The 18,906-nt window shown below is 51.1% G+C and carries 14 protein-coding genes and 2 pseudogenes; all 16 read right to left on the bottom strand.

The window, feature by feature from the left end:
• Window positions 1–21 precede the first annotated feature (21 nt).
• Window positions 22–768, bottom strand: a complete 747-nt coding sequence (locus DWZ16_RS05340; RefSeq protein WP_107001564.1) for a glutamine amidotransferase — start codon at window positions 766–768, stop codon at window positions 22–24.
• A gap of 17 nt (window positions 769–785) precedes the next feature.
• Complete coding sequence (locus tag DWZ16_RS05335; protein ID WP_117795130.1) at window positions 786–2,060, bottom strand: M20 family metallopeptidase; 1,275 nt, start codon at window positions 2,058–2,060, stop codon at window positions 786–788.
• A gap of 32 nt (window positions 2,061–2,092) precedes the next feature.
• Entirely contained in the window at window positions 2,093–3,031 is a 939-nt protein-coding gene (locus tag DWZ16_RS05330; protein WP_022359767.1) for a nucleoside hydrolase, read from the bottom strand.
• 41 nt (window positions 3,032–3,072) lie between these two features.
• Window positions 3,073–4,010: pseudogene (locus DWZ16_RS05325) on the bottom strand (ABC transporter permease).
• An 8-nt stretch (window positions 4,011–4,018) separates the two neighbouring features.
• Window positions 4,019–5,065 carry an ABC transporter permease gene (locus DWZ16_RS05320; RefSeq protein WP_118522415.1) on the bottom strand — a complete coding sequence of 349 codons (1,047 nt, stop codon included), beginning with the start codon at window positions 5,063–5,065 and terminating at the stop codon, window positions 4,019–4,021.
• The gene (locus DWZ16_RS05315; protein WP_118522414.1) at window positions 5,062–6,600 is read right to left on the bottom strand and encodes an ABC transporter ATP-binding protein; all 1,539 of its coding nucleotides are present in this window, start codon (window positions 6,598–6,600) and stop codon (window positions 5,062–5,064) included. The genes DWZ16_RS05320 and DWZ16_RS05315 overlap by 4 nt, the downstream gene beginning before the upstream one ends.
• A gap of 139 nt (window positions 6,601–6,739) precedes the next feature.
• A complete protein-coding gene (locus DWZ16_RS05310; protein WP_107001569.1) occupies window positions 6,740–7,846 on the bottom strand; it encodes a BMP family lipoprotein in 1,107 nt (368 codons plus the stop codon).
• 441 nt (window positions 7,847–8,287) lie between these two features.
• A complete protein-coding gene (gene eno / locus DWZ16_RS05300) occupies window positions 8,288–9,580 on the bottom strand; it encodes a phosphopyruvate hydratase (protein ID WP_118522412.1) in 1,293 nt (430 codons plus the stop codon).
• 58 nt (window positions 9,581–9,638) lie between these two features.
• Window positions 9,639–12,518, bottom strand: a complete 2,880-nt coding sequence (locus DWZ16_RS16000) for an acyl-CoA dehydratase activase-related protein (RefSeq protein WP_118522411.1) — start codon at window positions 12,516–12,518, stop codon at window positions 9,639–9,641.
• Window positions 12,491–12,817, bottom strand: a complete 327-nt coding sequence (locus DWZ16_RS16620) for a BadF/BadG/BcrA/BcrD ATPase family protein (RefSeq protein WP_412694292.1) — start codon at window positions 12,815–12,817, stop codon at window positions 12,491–12,493. Before DWZ16_RS16620 ends, DWZ16_RS16000 begins: the two co-directional genes overlap by 28 nt.
• Entirely contained in the window at window positions 12,751–13,515 is a 765-nt protein-coding gene (locus tag DWZ16_RS16615; RefSeq protein WP_118522409.1) for a BadF/BadG/BcrA/BcrD ATPase family protein, read from the bottom strand. Before DWZ16_RS16615 ends, DWZ16_RS16620 begins: the two co-directional genes overlap by 67 nt.
• Before the next feature lie 26 nt (window positions 13,516–13,541).
• Entirely contained in the window at window positions 13,542–14,333 is a 792-nt protein-coding gene (locus DWZ16_RS15990) for a BadF/BadG/BcrA/BcrD ATPase family protein (RefSeq protein ID WP_118522408.1), read from the bottom strand.
• 394 nt (window positions 14,334–14,727) lie between these two features.
• The gene (gene hflX, locus DWZ16_RS05275; protein WP_118522407.1) at window positions 14,728–15,978 is read right to left on the bottom strand and encodes a GTPase HflX; all 1,251 of its coding nucleotides are present in this window, start codon (window positions 15,976–15,978) and stop codon (window positions 14,728–14,730) included.
• 14 nt (window positions 15,979–15,992) lie between these two features.
• Window positions 15,993–16,802, bottom strand: a complete 810-nt coding sequence (locus tag DWZ16_RS05270) for a tetratricopeptide repeat protein (protein WP_118522406.1) — start codon at window positions 16,800–16,802, stop codon at window positions 15,993–15,995.
• Window positions 16,803–16,821: 19 nt separating this feature from the next.
• A complete protein-coding gene (locus tag DWZ16_RS05265) occupies window positions 16,822–17,253 on the bottom strand; it encodes a dUTP diphosphatase (RefSeq protein WP_117795742.1) in 432 nt (143 codons plus the stop codon).
• Between the two features lie 301 nt (window positions 17,254–17,554).
• Window positions 17,555–18,714: pseudogene (gltS, locus tag DWZ16_RS05260) on the bottom strand (sodium/glutamate symporter).
• Between the last annotated feature and the right edge of the window lie 192 nt (window positions 18,715–18,906).

The raw sequence follows: 18,906 nt of genomic DNA, 5'->3' as shown, positions 1-18,906 counted from the left end.
GCTCTCCTTTTTCCTGCTATCTTATTTCTGAATCAGCCAGTCTGCGATATTCTGCCACAATTTATTGTAGTATTCCCACTCACAGAATTCCGGCGGTGCCCAGTGCGGTGCACAGTCGGTTGTGACAACACCGCTGCGCCCTTTTCCATAAGAAGCAAACGCGATAAACGGATCGCCCTCTACAGTAACCGGAACCTCTGCCTCCGGTTTTGCGATTACCTTATTGTAACCGAGAACCTCCGGCCAGTCGGTCGGAATGCCCTTTAAAGCTTCATGCTCGCCCACGGTTACCGGTTTTACACCCTCGCAGTGTTCCATACGATCATCGACCGTCAGAACCTCAACTGGAAGAACCTCCTGTACGGCTGTGTCATGCCATTTGCCCTTTGCATCCACGCCGGAGAAGGTCAGATAGCCGCCGACCATCAGAAGAGCGCCGCCATCGTTGACATAGTCGCGGATCAGATTGCAGCGGTTCGGCATTTTCTCACTGCGGTTAAACGTAGCACCCGGCAGAAGCAGGGTGTTCGCTCCAATATCGGACAGAATTACCAGATCATACTGTTTCAGTTCTTCCATTGTAAATGGAAATTCTTCATTTGCCAGATGGTTTGGAAGGAAGGTTACTTCGTAGCCGCCTGCCTCCAATGCAGCTTTCAGCCATTTCTCTCCTGTCTCATAGGTAGAGGTATAAAACGCGTCAAAGCCCTTTACATGGGTGGTATAGCTCATCCAGGACTCGCCTGCCAGTAATACTTTCTTGCTCATGATCATATCTCCTTTTCTCATTTATTTTTTCCCCACGCCAAAATCAGTTTCGCATACACCAGAATCGCTTCCAGATAGGAATCGAGCTTCAGCCACTCATCCACGGTATGGCACTGTGCGCCCTCACCCGGTCCGTACTGGATCGTCGGGCATCCGGCAATGTTGCGCCACAGGCGGGAATCACAGCCAAAATGGGATCCTTCCACCTTCACGTTGCGCGAAAGTGCCTCACTGTACGCCTCCTTAAAGGTGTCTACCAGCGGATGATCCTCCTCCATCTCAAACCCGTGTCCGGTCTGGTAAATGGAAATCTTCGGCGGATGTGCCTCCATCCACGCGTCGGAACGGCTGATCCGCTCAACGACCTCTGTAAATTCCTTTACAACCATATCCTGATTCATCAGGGTCGGAACATAGTGGACGCAGGTAGAAAAACTGCACTCGCCCGGCACGGTAGAACCGGCGGTTCCACCCTCGATCACGCCGATATTTAAGCTCGGCGGCGGAAGCAGGCGGTGGCGGATCGTCAGAAGCCAGCGGTGCTCCATCTCATTTAACCCCTGAATTACTTTGATCGCCTTCTCGATCGCGCTGACGCCCTCGGCTTTTGCACCGGAATGGCACGCTTTTCCTTCAAAATCAACCTTAAAGAATACCCAGCCCATATGCGCCAGAATCAGGGTATCGTCGGTCGGCTCGCAGTTGACAACGCCGTCGGCTTTCAGACCGCGCATTACCGCCTGGATCGAGCCATTGCCTCCGCCTTCCTCGTCACACACGGAGGTAATTGTCACATCGCCCGGCAGCTCATACCCGGCATCCTGCAAAAGCTTTACCGCCATCACCGATGCCATCAGACCGCCCTTCATATCCGTGCAGCCGCGTCCGTACATCTTGCCATCCCGAATTACCGGCTCAAACGGCGGGTTCGTCCAGCCGTCTTCCATCTCCGCCGGCATAACGTCAATATGACCGTTAAATAACAGGCTTTTTCCGCCCTGTTTTCCTTTAAATGTCGCATAGACATTGGCACGGTCGGTCTGGTTGTGCCCCAGGTTTCCTTCCTGATGCTTTTTGTAGCTTTCCTGAATCACAGCCTCATCCATCGGATCCACCGTGATCTCGTCGGCTCCCATCGATTCAAACAGGTTTACCATATACTCCTGTCCCTGTTTCTCCAGACCACCGTCGATTCCGTGCCCTAAGTCATGAGTATCAATTCCCACCAGATTCTTGAGTTCTTCGATATATTTCTCTTTGTTCTGCTCTAAAACTTCTTTCAGGTCTCTCATCTATATCTGCCTCCGAACACAAGTATTATGAACTATGCCTCGCTGTATCTTCTCAGCCCTGCCTCAACGATATCCCAGAACTTCGCCGCATCGATATCGATCGCTACGTTTGCAGTCGGCTCCTGTCCGCCGTAACCGAAGAAATCGCAGTTAGTACGTCCGTAGGACTGGACGCTGCGGATGTCAATGTCCACATGCATCGGTTTCAGGGTCACAACGCTCGGATCAATCAGCCATGCGATCGTAACCGGATCGTGCAGAGGTCCGCCTTCCCAGCCAAATACCTCTTTCTGGGTCTTGCAGAAGAAGCGCATCAGATCCGCAAAGAGCTTGGATGCCTTATTGCCTATCTTCTCCATCCGGTCAACGATCTCCGGATAGCACAGTACCTTGCGGGTAACATCCAGACCCATCATCGTGATTGGGCGTCCGCTGGTAAAGCATACATATGCTGCATCCGCATCGGCGATGATATTGAACTCTGCTGCTGGAGTTACGTTACCATTGGTATACGCGCCTCCCATCAGGACGATCTGTTTGATCTTCGGAATAATCGCCGGTTCCATCCGCATCGCCATCGCCAGATTGGTCATCGGACCGGTTGTCACCATCGTGATATCGCCGTCGGACTCCATCAGGGTTTTGATGATGAAATTGACTGCATGCTCTTTCTCTAATTCTTTTGTCAGCGGCGGGAAAACCGGACCATCCAGCCCTGTTTCACCGTGGATATCGCCCGCTATCATTTTTTCACGCACCATCGGCTGTCCGCAGCCCGCATACACTGGCACATCCACACCGAGCCACTGGCACACATTTCTCGCATTAATCTGCGTTTTCTCCAGCGTCTGGTTGCCTGCTACGACTGTAATACCTAACAGATCGATCTTGTCACTGTTCGCCGCCAGCGTGATCGCGACCGCGTCATCATGTCCCGGATCGCAGTCAAGAATAATTTTTGTCTTTTCCATCTGATTATGTCCTCCTTATAGTGTTTTATCTTTCTTCATCATCAGCTTCCCACATGCAGGGAAGATTCTCTCTTCTTGTTGGTTGAAATCTTCGCAATCATGGAAATTGCCAGTACCGCAATGGTCACGATATACGGCATCATCAGAACGAACTGGGATGGAATGCCATATGCCTGGAGACGGGCACCGACGGAATCTGAAAATCCAAAGAGCAGACAGCCCAGTGTGGTCAGAACCGGGTTCGCGCCGCCGAAATACATGGCTGCAACGCCCATGAAACCACGGTTATTGGTCATGTTCTCGATAAACTGGGTACTGTATCCCAGGGAAAGATGTGCACCTGCCAGACCACCGATGAGACCAGAAAGCAGCATCGCCTGATATTTGATTGCATTTACCTTGATACCTGCCGTCTTGGCTGCTTCCGGAAACTGCCCCACCGCACGCAGACGCAGTCCCCATACAGTCTTATAAAAGAAGAACTGAAGCAGAATAATCAGAACGATGGCAAACCACTCGGTCACACACCAGTTGTTAAACAGGTCGCCAACCACCGGCAGATTGTCTAAAAATCCGAGCGACACACGCGGAATTGCTTTGATGTCCGGGCTGGAAAAACTGCCGGTGCTGTGGAAGATCGCATTTACCATGAATTTTGTGAGCGCCAGCGCCAGCAAGTTGATACCCATACCGATCGCACAGATCTCAGAGTTATAACGGATGTGACCGACCGCATGATCATCGCAATCACAGCACCCGCGATCATCGCCGCGATGATACCTAACAGCCAGCTTCCGGTAAAGTAGCTGACCGCTACTGCTGTAAAAGCACCTACCAGCATGATACCCTCAGTACCGATATTTAAGATATTGGCCTGCTGGGTGATTGCCGCACAAAGAGCGGCAAAGATGATCGGAGTCGCTGAACGAAACGTTGCATAAATCAGCGACGCATTAAAGATTTTATCAAAATTCTGCATTATCGCATTCATGCCTTATCCTCCTTCTTCCCCTCCGTTTTCTTTTTACGTTTCTTTGTAAACTGGAATGCAGTCTCCATGGTCGCTATGATAATGAAAACTGCTGTAATGGTATCAACCAGTGATTTCGGCACACCGGTTGACTGCTGCATTCCCATAGCGCCCGATTTTAAAACTGCCAGGAAAAATGCCATAAATGGAGTCGAAACCATGTTGTTCTTTACAATCAGAGCTGCCAGCATACCATTGCTTCCAAGTCCGGTTGCAAAGTTGTTCAGGAAATATCCATGAACACCCAGAACCTCGATGCATCCTGCCATGCCGCCCAACATACCAGAAAGCATCATGGCACCGATAAACACCTTCTTAGAATCAATTCCCACATAATCCGCATGAGTCGGATTCAGGCCAACGGTACGAATCTTATAGCCCCAGCTGCTCTTCTGAAGCATAAAAATAATCACAATCACGGTGATGGCCGCGATGAAAATACCTACGTTAACACTGCTGGGTTTCATAAACTGATACAGCCTTACCGTAACCGGCAGGGACTGAGCGTTAGCAGTACCCGCACTCATAGGTCCGCTGACCAGATAAGATGTAATATAAAGGGCTACCGTGTTCATCAAAATGGTGGTACATACTTCATTTACATTATAATAGGCACGCAGAACCGCCGGAATAAAGGCCCAGGCAGCTGCTACCGCCATAGCGCCTACAAAACAGGCCACATACAGAGCCGGCTTCGGAAGGAAGGTCCAGTTAATGCCAATATAAGCAGCTGTGATACCGCCCAAGAAAACCTCGCCCTCAACACCTACGTTAAAAGCACCTGCTTTCGCTGCAACTGCAAAGGCAATGGATGTCAGCAGCAGCGGAGTAAATCCTGCCAAGGTTGTGCCCAGACGGAGCTTTCCGTCAAAAGCACCGCGGAACAGCGCCGCATATGCATCAATGGGATTTTCCCCGATGGCTATGATAAACAGCGCACCGACACCCATCGCAACGAGTATCGTAATAAGAATCCTTCGAATACCATTTAATGTCTGATTCATACTGCTGCTTCACCGTCCTTCCCTGTGTCTGTACCGCCCATCATAAGCAGACCCAGATTGTTTTCATTGGCCTCGTCGGCCCTCATCTCGCCGGTAATTTTACCTTCATGGATAACTACGATACGATCCGAAAGGGAGATAATCTCCTCCAGCTCTGCCGAAACCAACAGAACACCGGCGCCTGCCTTTTTCGCCTTTTCCAGGGTGTTTCGAATCAGTTCGATGGCACCGATATCTACACCTCTGGTAGGCTGGGATGCTACCAGAAGCTTATTGCCAAGAGATACCTCCCGGGCTACTACTACCTTCTGTGCATTGCCGCCGGATAAGGAGGATGTAGGAAGATTATAATCCGCCGGGCGGATATCAAACTGCTCTACCATCTCCTTTGCATAGGCATCCTGTCCCGATTTATTCATCATGATGCCCTTGGTAAAGGGAGGCTGATCCAGCCGAACTGCAATCAGATTTTCCTCAATGGTCATGGCACGGTTCAGACCTCTTGTATTTCGGTCCTCCGGAATATGGGAAAGACCGCTCTCCCTTACTTTTCTCGGACTCTGATTCGTAATATCCTTACCACAAAGAAGGATCTTGCCTTTCTCTACCTTGCGGAGTCCGGTGATCGCCTCAACCAGCTCACTCTGTCCATTTCCATCGATACCTGCCACGCCGACAATCTCGCCGGTCTTGACATGCAGGGACATGCCCCGGATCTTCGATGTCTCCTTCTGACTGGGAATCCACACATCCTGAACCTCCAGAATCGTATCTCCCACCTCAGAATAAGCCTTATCAATGTTTAAGAATACTTCACGTCCGATCATTCGTTTGGTCAGATCCAGCGGAGAGGTTTCCTCTTTATTAACAGTGCCCATATATTGTCCCTGACGCATCACAGAGATGCGGTCTGATATTGCCATAACCTCATTCAGCTTATGAGAAATAAAGACAAGGGATTTTCCATCCTGTTTCAGATTATTCAGGATTTCAAACAGACGTTCCGCCTCCTGAGGGGTCAGAACCGCTGTAGGCTCATCCAGAATGATGATATCAGCACCTCGCATCAATGTCTTGATAATCTCCACACGCTGCGCCTCACCTACTGAAATCTGGCTTACCTTTTTATCCAGCTGCACGTCCATATGATACTGTTCAATATACTTTTTAACTTCTTTTCTTGCCTTGTCAAAGTCAATTGTCAATCCCTTTTTCGGTTCAAATCCCAGAATAATATTCTCCAGAACCGTCAGCTCATTCACCAGCATAAATTCCTGATGGACCATGCCGACACCGTGCTCAATTGCAAGCTTCGGTGTGATGGCTCCCATCGGTTCACCTTTGACGATAATCTCGCCCTCGTCAATGGGATACATGCCGTACAGAAGCTTCATCATGGTGGATTTACCAGCTCCATTTTCACCAATCAGTGAATGGATCTCGCCCTTTTTCAGAGTAAATTCACCATGCTTTACCGCCTGAACCTGCCCGAAATTTTTGACAATTCCTTTCATCTCCACTACGTATTCGTTCATTCGATCACCCTCTCGTCCGGAAATGCCTGACGGCTCTTTCCAAGAAAAAACATTTTGTTGAAAATGAAGGGGAACCTGAAAGAATTCAGATCCCCCTTCGCCGCCAGGTTTCACTCGCTCCCGGCCTTGTCTTTATCAATTATGCCTGTGGGCCAAATCCTTCATAGTTTTCAACTACGATCTCGCCGGATTTGATCTTCTCGGCAAGCTCATCACACTTATCAACGATATCCTGCGGGAATTTGTCGCCCAGAGATTCTTTGATAACAGAGAAATCGGTCAGGCTGACACCGCCGTCCTTCAATGCCAGATATTTGGTTGTGCCGCCCTCAAAAGTTCCCTCTACTGCAGACTGGATAACCAGATAGCAAGCATTATCAACTCTCTTAACCATGGAAGTAAGAACATGTCCAGGCTGATCGGAATCCTGGTTTAAGTCAACGCCGATTGCGTATTTGTCAGCTTCTTTTGCACCTTCCAGAATACCAACACCGGTACCGGATGCTACGTTCATGACAATATCAGCACCCTGCTCATACTGTGCTAACGTCAGCTCTTTACCCTTTAACGGATCCGTCCAGCTTCCTGCAAAAGCCTGAAGAATCTTGATATCCGGATCGATATACTTCGCGCCCTGCTCATAACCTGTATAGAAGTCATGAAGTACCGGAATATCCATACCGCCTACCCAGCCGATGATATGATCTTCATTGACATTCGGGATATCGGTCTTGGTGGTGAACATAGCTGCTGCCGCACCTGCCAGGAAGGAGCCCTCATTCTGAGCAAAGCTGATGGACTCAACGTTCGGCAGATCAACGGTTGTATCGATAACTGCAAACTTGGTATCCGGATAACTGGATGCATTCTCAGTGATATAATCTGCGATGTTGGAAGAAGCACCGATGATTAAATCGTAGCCGTCATCACAAGCCTGAAGTAGGTTTGCTTTCCACTCTTCAGCAGTGGTACCCTCAAGGCTCTTAAGCTCGATGCCGAAATCCTCAACTGCTTTCTGTGCACCCATGTTGCAGGAGTCATTGTAGCTCTTATCACCTAAGTTGCCGGTGTAGACAACACACACACGAAGCGGTTTGTCAGATTTCTCTGAAGCGTCGGCTGCCTTTGTCTCGGTATTGCTGCTGTCAGCTGCCGTTGTCTCAGCAGTACTTCCGCCACCGCCGCAGGCTGTTAAGCTGGCACACATTGCTGCTGCAAGTACAATGCTTAATGTTCTCTTTCTCATTCTTTCATCCTCCTTTTTATGTGAAATACGTTATCCGCCGGACCATTCCTTTGGTAAAACGTTTTTCCATTCGTTCAAAAAAAATAAATCCTTTTTTCATATTTGCTTTACAGTTATTTTACAATCATTCCCACTGTTTTGTCAATAAATTTCGTATAAAAACGATTATTTTTTAAAATATTGTCAAACTTTTAGCAATATTCCTTTTTTCGGTCTTATGCAAAACAAAAAGGAATACGTTTCTCTCCGTCCTGGTTGTACGGTAAAACGCATTCCTTTTCAAAGTTGTATTCTATTTTCCTTTGTTTCGACGCCATCCGGCATTTCCCCAGATGATTTTTGTCTGTTTCTGAGGAAATGCATTCGTTTTCGGAACAATTCACACATTTCATGCAATGTAACAGATTGCTTGTCTGCACGATATCTCGCAAAAAAGACAACTTAATTTTTATTAAATGCCTCCTTCCCCGGATACTGTGCGCCGGTTCCCAGCTCTTCCTCAATCCGCAGAAGCTGGTTGTATTTTGCCACGCGCTCACTCCGGCTCGGTGCGCCCGTCTTGATCTGGCAGGTATTCAATGCGACCGCCAGATCTGCGATCGTCGTATCCTCGGTCTCGCCGGAACGGTGGGATACAATCGCCGTGTAACCTGCCTTATGTGCCATCTTGATTGCCTCCAGTGTCTCGGAGACGGATCCAATCTGGTTCAGCTTAATCAGGATCGAATTGCCGCAGCCGAGACGGATACCTTTTTCCAGGCGTTCGGTATTTGTTACAAACAGATCGTCGCCGACCAGCTGCACCTGTCCGCCGAGTTCTGCGGTCATCTTCTGCCAGCCTTCCCAATCCTCCTCGTCCAGACCATCCTCGATGGAGGCGATCGGGTATTTCCCGCAGAGCTGTTTCCAGTGTGCGATCAGCTCCTCGGAGGTGAAGTGTTTGCCATTCTTCGGAAGCAGATATTCGCCCTTCCTGCCGCTCTTCCACTCGCTGGATGCCGCATCCATCGCCAGGACAAAATCCTCGCCCGGCTTATATCCGGCTCTCTCCACTGCCTCTAAGATGCACTGGATTGCTTCTTCGTCACTTCCCAGATCCGGTGCAAAACCGCCCTCATCGCCGACGGAGGTTGCCAGTCCGCGCTCTTTAAGCAATGCTGCCAGCGCATGGAACACCTCGGTACACCAGCGGAGTCCCTCGCAAAAGCTCTCCGCGCCAACCGGCATAATCATAAATTCCTGTACATCGACAGTATTTGCCGCATGCGCGCCGCCGTTTAAAATGTTCATCATCGGGACCGGAAGACGGTTTCCAGATACGCCGCCGAGAAAACGGTACAGCGGAAGACCATACGCATTGGCTGCCGCCCGTGCGCTCGCGATCGAAGCCGCCAGGATCGCATTCGCGCCCAGCTTGGATTTATCCTTGGTTCCGTCCGCCTCGATCATCGCTTTATCAACCGCATAGACGTCCGCCGGATCCATGCCCTTTAATACTTCTGCAATCACGGTATTCACATTCTGGACTGCTTTTTGTACGCCCTTTCCGCCAAAACGCGACTTGTCGCCGTCGCGCAGCTCCAGAGCCTCAAATTCACCTGTCGATGCACCGCTCGGTGCCGCGCCGCGTCCTATGCTTCCGTCTGATAGATAAACTTCCGCCTCCACTGTTGGATTTCCTCTCGAATCAACAATCTCCCGTCCAATCACCTTTTCAATTTCCAGATGTTTCATAGCCTGTCCCTTTCCGCCGCGTGGGCTTATGTGATTTCTATTTTTGTCTAACCCGAAATCAGGAAACTTTCTGCTTTTTATTATCGGCGTTTTTCTGTTTTCTATTCATAGTCTCCACGGGGCTTCTCTGCCCCACGTCCGGCAGGGCAACCGTGTCCACGCTTCTTTCTTTCACATTCATAATCAGCATCTGCAGGCGGTTTTCCAGATTGGCAAAGCTCACATCCGGATCGTAGTCAAGCGGCAGGATCTGGGCGTCCGGGTACATTTCCCGCATTTTTTTTACGATGCCGCGTCCTACCACATGGTTTGGCAGACAGCCAAATGGCTGTAAAATCACAAATGCCCGGCAGCCATGCGCCGCATGGTGCAGGATCTCGCCCGGAATCAGCACGCCCTCGCCCGCATCAAAGGTGTGCGGGATGATCGGGTCACTTTCCTTTACCAGTTCCGGCAGGCGGCAGACAGGCGTATAGAGCGGATGCTGTTTCGCTATCCGATCCGCTGCCGCGTGCGCAGCGTCAAATACCCGGTTCGCCACATGATACCAGTTTTTCTTGACAAACGGCTTTTTCAGATGATACGTCCGAATCTGCTCATCCTGGCAGAAATACGTTTTCCGGATAACATCCGTCATCCGCGCCTCGATAATCTCAAATCCATTTTTCTCCAGGTAGCGCTCAATCTCATGATTCGCGCCCGGATGGAAATTGAGGAGATACTCGCCGATGATCAGGACGCGCGGGCGCGGCTGGCTCCGGTCATATTCGATCGCATTCATCCGCTGAATCGCCTTTTTAAAGCCTCGCAGAGCGCCTGAAAACCCATGCTGCTCCAGACCATCCACGACGAAATCCATCGCCTCGTCAAATGCCTGATCGCTGCTTCCGGAAACCTTCTCATACGGGCGGATCTTGCGAAGCAGCTCTTCCAGAATATCGATCATCGGAAGCGCTCCCGCCAGACGGATCGCCGACATAAGGTTCATCCGGAAGCCCGGATGCAGATCATGATAATCGACGTCATCATTCGTCAGAATCGCCACCTCCGGGTAGCCGGCGTCGTTAAGCGCCTTGCGAAGCAGCGCACTGTAATGGGTCAGGCGGCAGTCACCGATGTATTTTCCCATACCGATCGCCGTCTCAGATGGCACATACTGACCACTCCGAAGTGCTGCCAGCGCCTCGCCGATGACAATCTGCGCCGGGAAACAGATATCGTTGTGGACATACTGCTTTCCGAGGCGGATCGCCTCTTCCCTGCCGACCGCCAGCGGAACTGCCCGGATTCCCTGTGTCTTCAACGCCGCCGACATAATCCGGCAGAACGCGTGGGAGGTGTTCGGGACCAGAACCGTGCGCTTCTTGCGGTCTTCCACCTCAAATTTAACCGAATATGGATCCGAAAGTTCGTGAACCTGCCAGGATTTTTGAATGTCTGGTCCCAGCGCAGCCGTCCCGCATTCATTTCCGCCGCCCGCATTCTCCTGTCGGCTTGTTCCAGGCTGGTTTTGCAGCCTCTCCGCCATCTCCCGCTTCTTCCGCCGCATGTTGATCGTCTCCAGGAAGGAACGCACCCGGATCCGCAGCGGTCCCTGTACCTCGCTCTCGTCAAGTTTCAGGATCAGCGGTGATTTTCCGGAGATTTCCCGCATCATACGCTGGATCTCATCCGACAAATATGCGTCATGCCCGCATCCAAAGCTTACAAACTGGACATATTCCAGATTCTGGCTCTGTGCCGCCAGAACCGCGGACGCCAGCATCCGCGCGTGGTAATTGTTTACGACATCCAGACGGCTGTGGCTTAAATCCACATTTTCAATGCCCGGAACAGAATCTGCCGTCAGAACCGGAACGCCGAACTCGGTCAAAAGCTCCGGCAGGCTGTGGTTGACAAGCGCATCATTCTGATACGGTCTTGACGCCAGCACCACCGCATAGCGCCCCTCTTTTTCCACCTCTTCCAGAACCTTCGCTCCCGCCTCTTTCAGGCGGCTCCCAAACTGCCGCATCGCATCATTTCCTGCAAGAACCGCCTTTTTCGTTTCCGACGGCTGGATGGAAAATGTCTGTTCCATATATGTAATAAGCTGACGTTCTTTATCTTCCTCCCTGTACCAGTAAAATAACGGTGCATCAAACGGAATGCCCCACTGTTTCTCCGGAGAATCCGAGTTGCGGATCACAAGCGGATATCCCTTCACGACTGCACACATGGACTCGCTCGTTGATTCCGTATTTTCCGATCCGATCGCCGCAATCGACGGCATAAAAATACGATCCACTTTCTTCTTTACCAGATCGCGGATATGCCCGTGCACCAGTTTTGCCGGAAAGCAGACGGTATCTGAAGTTACCGCGCTTAAGCCTTCCTCAAACATCTTGTGCGTGCTCGGGGATGAAATCTGAATCTCAAAGCCCAAAAAACGCCAGAACGTCGTCCAGAACGGCATCGTATCCCAGAAAGCAAGGACGCGCGGCAGACCGATGGTTATATTTCGCCGCACAGTATCAGACACAGCATTCGGCACAAGACCAGTCTTAGCGGCTGCCCGCTCTGAATGACTTTTTGCAGACGATGCATCCCCTTCTTCCGCTTGATCCAGATAATCTGCAAACAGGAGTTCTTCCCGCAATTTATAGAGATTTGGCACTTTATTCCGGGTTTCTGACGCTATTTTCAGTCGCTCGCGCACCTTCACATCCTTCGGATCGCCAAGAATCTCGCCCCGCTCACAACGGTTGTTCGTGATCCATGAGGTTCCATTCGAAAACCGCACCACCGCACGCTGACAATGGTTCATACAGAACGGACACGGCACATTCGCCTCCTGCTGCCAGGTCAGGGACTCCATTTGATCCAAACCAATAAAATGCGGCTGTTTCCGGCTCTGTGCTTCTTCCTTCGCTAAAAGCGCCGCACCGATCGCCCCCATAATGCCCGGATACGCGCCCGGATCACCGGGCGGCCGACATACTGTTCCAGCGCACAGAGAACCGCATCATTTTCAAACGTTCCGCCCTGTACGACAATCCTCTTTCCCAGAGAATCCAGGTTCGACACACGGATAACCTTTGTAAATACATTTTCAATGATCGAACGGCACAGCCCCGCCATGATGTCCTCCGGCAGCTTTCCATTTCTCTGCTCCGTCACGATACTGCTCGTCATAAAGACGGTACAGCGGCTTCCGAGCGCAGCCGGATGCTGCGAAGAAAATGCCTTTTCAGCAATCTCCCGCGCCGGAATATGCAGGAGGATGCAAAATTTTCCAAAAACGACCCACAGCCGGATGAGCAGGCTTCATTCACGACAATATTTGTGATAACGCCATTGTCCAGCCAGATTGCCTTCATATCCTGACCGCCGATGTCCAGAAGAAACGTCGCATCCGGCGTGTATTTTGCCGCCGCACGCGCATGTGCCACCGTCTCAACCGCGTGTGTCTCGGCCGAAAATGCACGTGAAAACAGCATTTCTCCATAACCGGTCGTCCCGGCTGCCAAAATCTCCAGCCGCACGCCGTGGGACGCATACTTTTCCCGCATCGCAATCAATGCTTTCTTTGCCACCGTCAGCGGATCGCCTTGATTCGGCGCATAAAAGGAATCCAGAAGTTCCTCATTCTCATCTAACAGGACAAATTTTGTCGTCGTACTGCCCGAATCAATACCCAGATATGCCCGCAGCGTACTGCCTGACTGCGGATATACTGTTTTTCGTTCCGGACGTCTGTGTCTCTCCTGAAATTCCGTCTGCGCCGCCTGATCGGCAAAAAATGGACGGGAACGGAACGTGCCCTCCGCCATCTCATCGCCATTTCCGGCTTCACTTTGTTTCTTTGCTTCCTCGCGCGCCGCACGCACCTTCTCGATCCGATCTAACAGTCCGTCTGCCGTGGCGAGCGCCTCTTCCTTCGAAAAAAGCTTCACTGCCGCACGCGCCGCACCGCAGGCAATCAGAAGTTCCGGCCGTCCGGACTTAAAATTTCCTCCGGCCGAAGGTCCAGACGTTCAGCAAACACGCGCACCAGCGTCCGGTTAAAGGTCAGCGGACCGCCCTCAAAGACAACCGGCTTCTCGATCGAAAGTCCCTGTGCCAGACCGCCGATCGTCTGTTTGGCAATCGCATGGAAGGAGGAAAGCGCCAAATCTGATTTTTTCACCCCCTGATTTAAAAGAGGCTGGATGTCGGTCTTGGCGTACACGCCGCACCGTCCGGATATATCATATACGGTTGTTCCCTGTGCCGCCAGCGCGTCAAATTCCTCAACCGGTGTCTTAAGAAGAGAAGCAATCTCATCCACAAACGCACCTGTACCGCCAGCACAGCTGCCGTTCATCCGCATATCTGCGACCTGCAGCTCGCCCGTCCGTTTATCCCTCTGGAAAAAGATAATCTTCGCATCCTGTCCACCCAGCTCGATCGCCGTTCCGATTTCCCCGTACATGGCTTTCAAGGCGATCGAGTTCGCCACTACCTCCTGTACATAAGGGATCCCCAGCTCTTCCGAGAGGTGCTTTGCGCCCGAACCGGTCATCGCCGTCAGAAATGACCGCCCCGCAAGCGTCTCTTTCACCAATTTTACAGCTCTCGACACACTCTGAAGCTGATCCGAGTGATGGCGTGTATAGTCCGAAAACAGGACTTTCCCCGTTGCCGCCTCCATCACTGCCACCTTCGTCGTCGTTGAGCCAACGTCAATTCCGACGAGAATCTGTTCCTGTCTGTTTTGTCCCTTCTGTTCCATTCTGTATCTTCTAACTCCTTTATCCCAGATGTCTGAAAACTTGTGCGGTCATTCTATCCGACACAAACAGCCTGCGCCCTGTCATCTCTTTTCTCTTCATCTTAACAACTTCTTAGCATCCGCCAAAACATGAAGAAGAGGCATACGGTTTTTCCCCGCACACCTCTTTACCGTATGGATCTGTACGCATCTGCCTTCCAGCATTCTGTACAGCCATAAATATGCTACATTCTAACAAATTTAAAATAAAAAGTCAATTCCCGGCAGTTTCAAAAGTGCCGTAAGAAAACGTGGTGGCAGCAGGAATTTGCCGTATTGAAATGCGAAGCCACGGCAAATTCCGTTACTGGGCACGTATGCGTGAACCGTAACACAGTAACCTATCATCTGCCTGTTAGCGCATCAGCCCTGCGTAGAGCTCCGTCGGCACATACGCCTCCACGTAAATGCCATCTTCCCGGTACTCTTCTTTTAAAAGCTGACCGTATTTGCGGATCGTCTGGATGCGTCCAGCCTCCTGGTAGGAAAATACCTTTTCCAGATAAATCTTGCGGTTTCGCAGAATCATTTCCAGAATATCCTTCAGCTCATCCAGCCCCGCGCCCGTCTTCGCGGAAATCTGCACCTGATAATCAGAATGCAGATCTTTCAGCGTCTCCGGCTGCTCCACCTGATCCATCTTGTTAAAGACTGTTACCACCGTCTTATCGCCGATCTCCAGCTGACGCAACGTATCATATACGACATACATCTGCGTGTCCATCTGCGGATTCGACGCATCGACCACATGGAGGACAATATCGCTATAACGTGCCTCCTCCAGCGTACTCTTGAACGCCTCGATCAGATGGTGCGGCAGTTTGCGGATGAATCCGACCGTATCTGTCAGCAGGATCTCCTGTCCGCTCGCCAGCTTTAATCCACGCGTCGTCGGATCCAGCGTCGCAAACAGTTTATCCTGTGCCAGGATTCCTGCACCCGTCAGGGTGTTTAAAAGCGTTGACTTACCGGCATTCGTGTAGCCGACGATCGCCGCCGACAGCGTATATTTCCGGTCGCGCTGTTTTCTCGTCACCTCGCGGTGGCGTTTGACATCTTCCAGTTCCGACTTTAGCTGCCCGATCCGCTCATGAATCAGACGGCGGTCCATCTCCAGCTTCTTTTCACCCGGTCCTCTCGTACCGATACCGCCGCCCAGACGGGACAGGGAACTGCGCAGACCGACCAGGCGCGCTGCGCGGTAACGCAGCTGTGCCAGCTCAACCTGGATTTTTCCCTCGCTCGTCGTCGCATGCGCCGCGAAAATATCGAGAATGACCATCGTCCGGTCCATTACCTTCGTATCCAGCGCCGATTCCAGATTGCGAAGCTGTGCCGGGGACAGTTCATCGTCGCAGATCACGCCGGTTGCGCCCATTTCCCAGACCATCTCCCGCAGTTCCCCGATCTTTCCACTGCCCAGATAGGTGCCTGGATGAATCTTCTCCCGGTTCTGCACCAGACGCCCGATCGCCGTCGCTCCGGCGGTATCCGCCAGCTCCTCCAGCTCATCCAAGGACACCTCCGTATCATCTTCATCAGAGGTGCTGACCGCCACCAGAATGACGCGCTCCTCCAGTTCTTTCATATCGAACAATTCTGCCATATTACCTCCAATATTTACCGGCTTTCCAGAAAACGGATTTCCTTCTGCACCTCCGGTGTGTCCGCACCGGCTGCCTGGCACTCCTTAAACTGTTCCAGCGCCTTCGCAAAATCGCCCTCTTTCTCATAGAGAACCGCAATATTCTGCCGGATTACCAGCGCCGTCTCACTGTCCGCCAGCGAAAGCGCCTCCTCATAATGGGACATCGCGCTCTCATAATCGCCAGCCTCCATTTCACTGATCGCAAGCTGATTATAAATCTCCGGCCCCGACACGCCGCGCTCGATCGCCTGATTGCAGTACTGGGCTGCGAGCTCACTATCCCCGGCATCCCGCGCCGCCGACGCAAGCGCCGTAAACGCCAGACTCACACCCGGAGCCGCGGCGCTGCTCTTTTTGCTGTTCTTCGCCTTTTCCTCCGCTGCCGCAAAATCCTTTTCGGCATCCTCCGCCTGTCCGGCTGCTGCCTCCGATGCCGCTTTATAATAGAGGTATTCCGCTTTTCCGCCGTCTACCTCCGCCAGAATTCCATAGGTCTGCGTTGCCGCCTTATAATCCGCCAGTTTGTATTCTGCCTCGCCGCGGTATTTTAAAACATCCAGCTCAAAAGAATTGACGATCCCATCGCTCTCATCCAGCGCTTTTCCAAACGAATCAATCGCATCCTGATAATTACCTGCATTTAACTGCTCGATTCCGGTCATACGCGCCTCTTTCGCTTCCTTCGATTCACCGCCGCAGCCGGAAAGGATGCCCAGTGAAAGCACCGCTGCCGCCAGAAAAAGACTTACTTTTTCTCGTTTTAACCTCTTTATCTGCTTCATTTTTTACCAAACCTTTTTATTAATTCTTTCCCGTACTTCCGATCCCGCCGCGATCTTTATTGTCAAGCTTCTCCGTCTCCTCAAATACGATCTTCGGCTGATGCTCCATGATGCGGAACTGGCAGATGCGGTCATTGACATGGATCACTGTATCACGCAGCGCATATGCCGGAAAATGCCACTGATCATTGTCCCCGCAGTAGCTCTCATCGATCACACCCATATGATTGGTCTGGATGATGCCGAAATTTTTAAAGGTACTGCTGCGCGGAACTACATGCGCCTCATAGCCCTTCGGCAGCTCCATCGCCACGCCAAGCGGAATCAGGGCAAAATCACCCTTTTTCAGCACCACCTCACGCGCCGCACGCAGGTCGATCCAGTCAGATTTGCCGTCAATGTAGGCGAGGCGGTCAATGGCGTCTGTGAAATATTTGATCTTTATGTTCATGCTGTTCATATCTGTATGAAATCCTTTCTTATGTCACATTTTATCTGGTAATGGCTGCCTTGCAAGTTTGTTTTTCACAAAGCACCTCCCCGAAAAATATTTTTCAACTTTCCAGTTTCTCTATAATACCACACGCGCGCGTTTTCCGAAAGTATTAATTCGTGCAGGCACAGACTTTCGCTCGTTGCACGCGAAAAATCCCGGCGGCCTGGAAATCCAGAACCGCCGGGAAGGAAATAGGTTGGAGCTACTTCAATATCGGGATATTTTAAATGGATACTTTGCTGAACCAGCCATCAAATTATAAGAGGTTCATGAAAGTAGTCAGTACCATGGAGTTAAAGAAGTCTACGAATAAGCTTCCTACTAACGGTACGATGAAGAATGCACGCGGAGCCGGACCATAGCGCTCTACCAGTGCTCTCATATTTGCCATTGCGTTCGGGGTTGCGCCCATACCGAAACCACAGAATGCGGTGGTCATTGCAGCTGCTCGTAATCACGGCCCATGATGTTGAATACAAGGAAGTTTGCATACAGGAACATAACAACCGTCTGAACTAACAGGATAACAATCATCGGAAGCGCCAGAGCTGCTAACTGCCACAGCTTCAGGCTCATCATTGCCATCGCTAAGAACAGGTTCAAGGACAGACCGCCCAGTGCGTCAACTTCTTCCATCGGAAGATCTTTGTGCTGTACATCCCAGATGTTACGGATAGCGGCTGCTGCCAGCATCGCACCGATGTAAGTCGGGAATGTAAGACCAATGCTCTTAAAGAACGCGAAAATGAAGGTACCAACACCGATTGCAACTGCAAGGAATACAGCCGCGGTGGTGAATTTCTGACCGTCGATCGGCGATGCTACTTCGTCAACTGCATTGCCTTCCTCGGCTGCGGTTGATTTCAGATGGTGTTTCTCAACACGGGCACGGGCGATAGGACCACCCATCATACTGCCGGATACCAGACCATATGTAGCGGATGCCAAGGCAACTGTAGTTGCGCCTACAACTGCGTATTCCTGCTCCAGAAGCGGTCCGAAGGAACCACTCGTTCCGTGACCTCCAACTAACGGCATAGAACCCATACATAAGCCGAGAAGCGGATTCAGACCAAACGCTGCTGCCAGACCGCTGCCGACTGCATCCTGCACGATACAGATACCAACTGCCAGCGCCAGGAACATAAATACCTGAACGCCGCCCTTCTTTAACAGACGGAAGCAGGCGGTAAAACCGACGCTGCAGAAGAAGATCGTCATAAATACGCTCTGTAAGGTTGTATCAAAGGAAAGCTCCAGAACTCCTGTTGCATACAACGCCAGATGAGCGAATGCAAATACGACACCGCCCGCAACCGGAGCCGGTATACAATACTTGCTCAGGAAGGGCAGCTTTTGTACAAGCAATCTTCCCAGACAGTAGACCAGTGCGCCAAGAGCACACGCCTGATACATATCAAGCTCAAGTGTCAACATAAACAATTCCCCCTTTTGTTTTGCTGGCTTCTTTCATTTATGTAGCGATTTGAAAGAGCTGCTTGTTTGTTTGTGTTGACCTCATTTTCCACGTTGGCTACAAAAAGTTACAAGAAAATACAGAAATATGATGTTAAGAATCTGTTAATGTCAGAATTGAATGAATATTGT

It is taken from the genome of Clostridium sp. AF29-8BH (assembly GCF_003478145.1).
Taxonomy (GTDB): domain Bacteria; phylum Bacillota; class Clostridia; order Lachnospirales; family Lachnospiraceae; genus Otoolea; species Otoolea fessa.
This window is presented reverse-complemented; position numbering and strand designations above follow the sequence as displayed.

Coding starts and splice junctions, on each gene's coding strand:
- DWZ16_RS05340 (WP_107001564.1), bottom strand. CDS start 768: ATGAGCAAGAAAGTATTACTGGCAGGCGAGTCCTGGATGAGCTATACC.
- DWZ16_RS05335 (WP_117795130.1), bottom strand. CDS start 2,060: ATGAGAGACCTGAAAGAAGTTTTAGAGCAGAACAAAGAGAAATATATC.
- DWZ16_RS05330 (WP_022359767.1), bottom strand. CDS start 3,031: ATGGAAAAGACAAAAATTATTCTTGACTGCGATCCGGGACATGATGAC.
- DWZ16_RS05320 (WP_118522415.1), bottom strand. CDS start 5,065: ATGAATCAGACATTAAATGGTATTCGAAGGATTCTTATTACGATACTC.
- DWZ16_RS05315 (WP_118522414.1), bottom strand. CDS start 6,600: ATGAACGAATACGTAGTGGAGATGAAAGGAATTGTCAAAAATTTCGGG.
- DWZ16_RS05310 (WP_107001569.1), bottom strand. CDS start 7,846: ATGAGAAAGAGAACATTAAGCATTGTACTTGCAGCAGCAATGTGTGCC.
- eno (WP_118522412.1), bottom strand. CDS start 9,580: ATGAAACATCTGGAAATTGAAAAGGTGATTGGACGGGAGATTGTTGAT.
- DWZ16_RS16000 (WP_118522411.1), bottom strand. CDS start 12,518: ATGGGGGCGATCGGTGCGGCGCTTTTAGCGAAGGAAGAAGCACAGAGC.
- DWZ16_RS15990 (WP_118522408.1), bottom strand. CDS start 14,333: ATGGAACAGAAGGGACAAAACAGACAGGAACAGATTCTCGTCGGAATT.
- hflX (WP_118522407.1), bottom strand. CDS start 15,978: ATGGCAGAATTGTTCGATATGAAAGAACTGGAGGAGCGCGTCATTCTG.
- DWZ16_RS05270 (WP_118522406.1), bottom strand. CDS start 16,802: ATGAAGCAGATAAAGAGGTTAAAACGAGAAAAAGTAAGTCTTTTTCTG.
- DWZ16_RS05265 (WP_117795742.1), bottom strand. CDS start 17,253: ATGAACATAAAGATCAAATATTTCACAGACGCCATTGACCGCCTCGCC.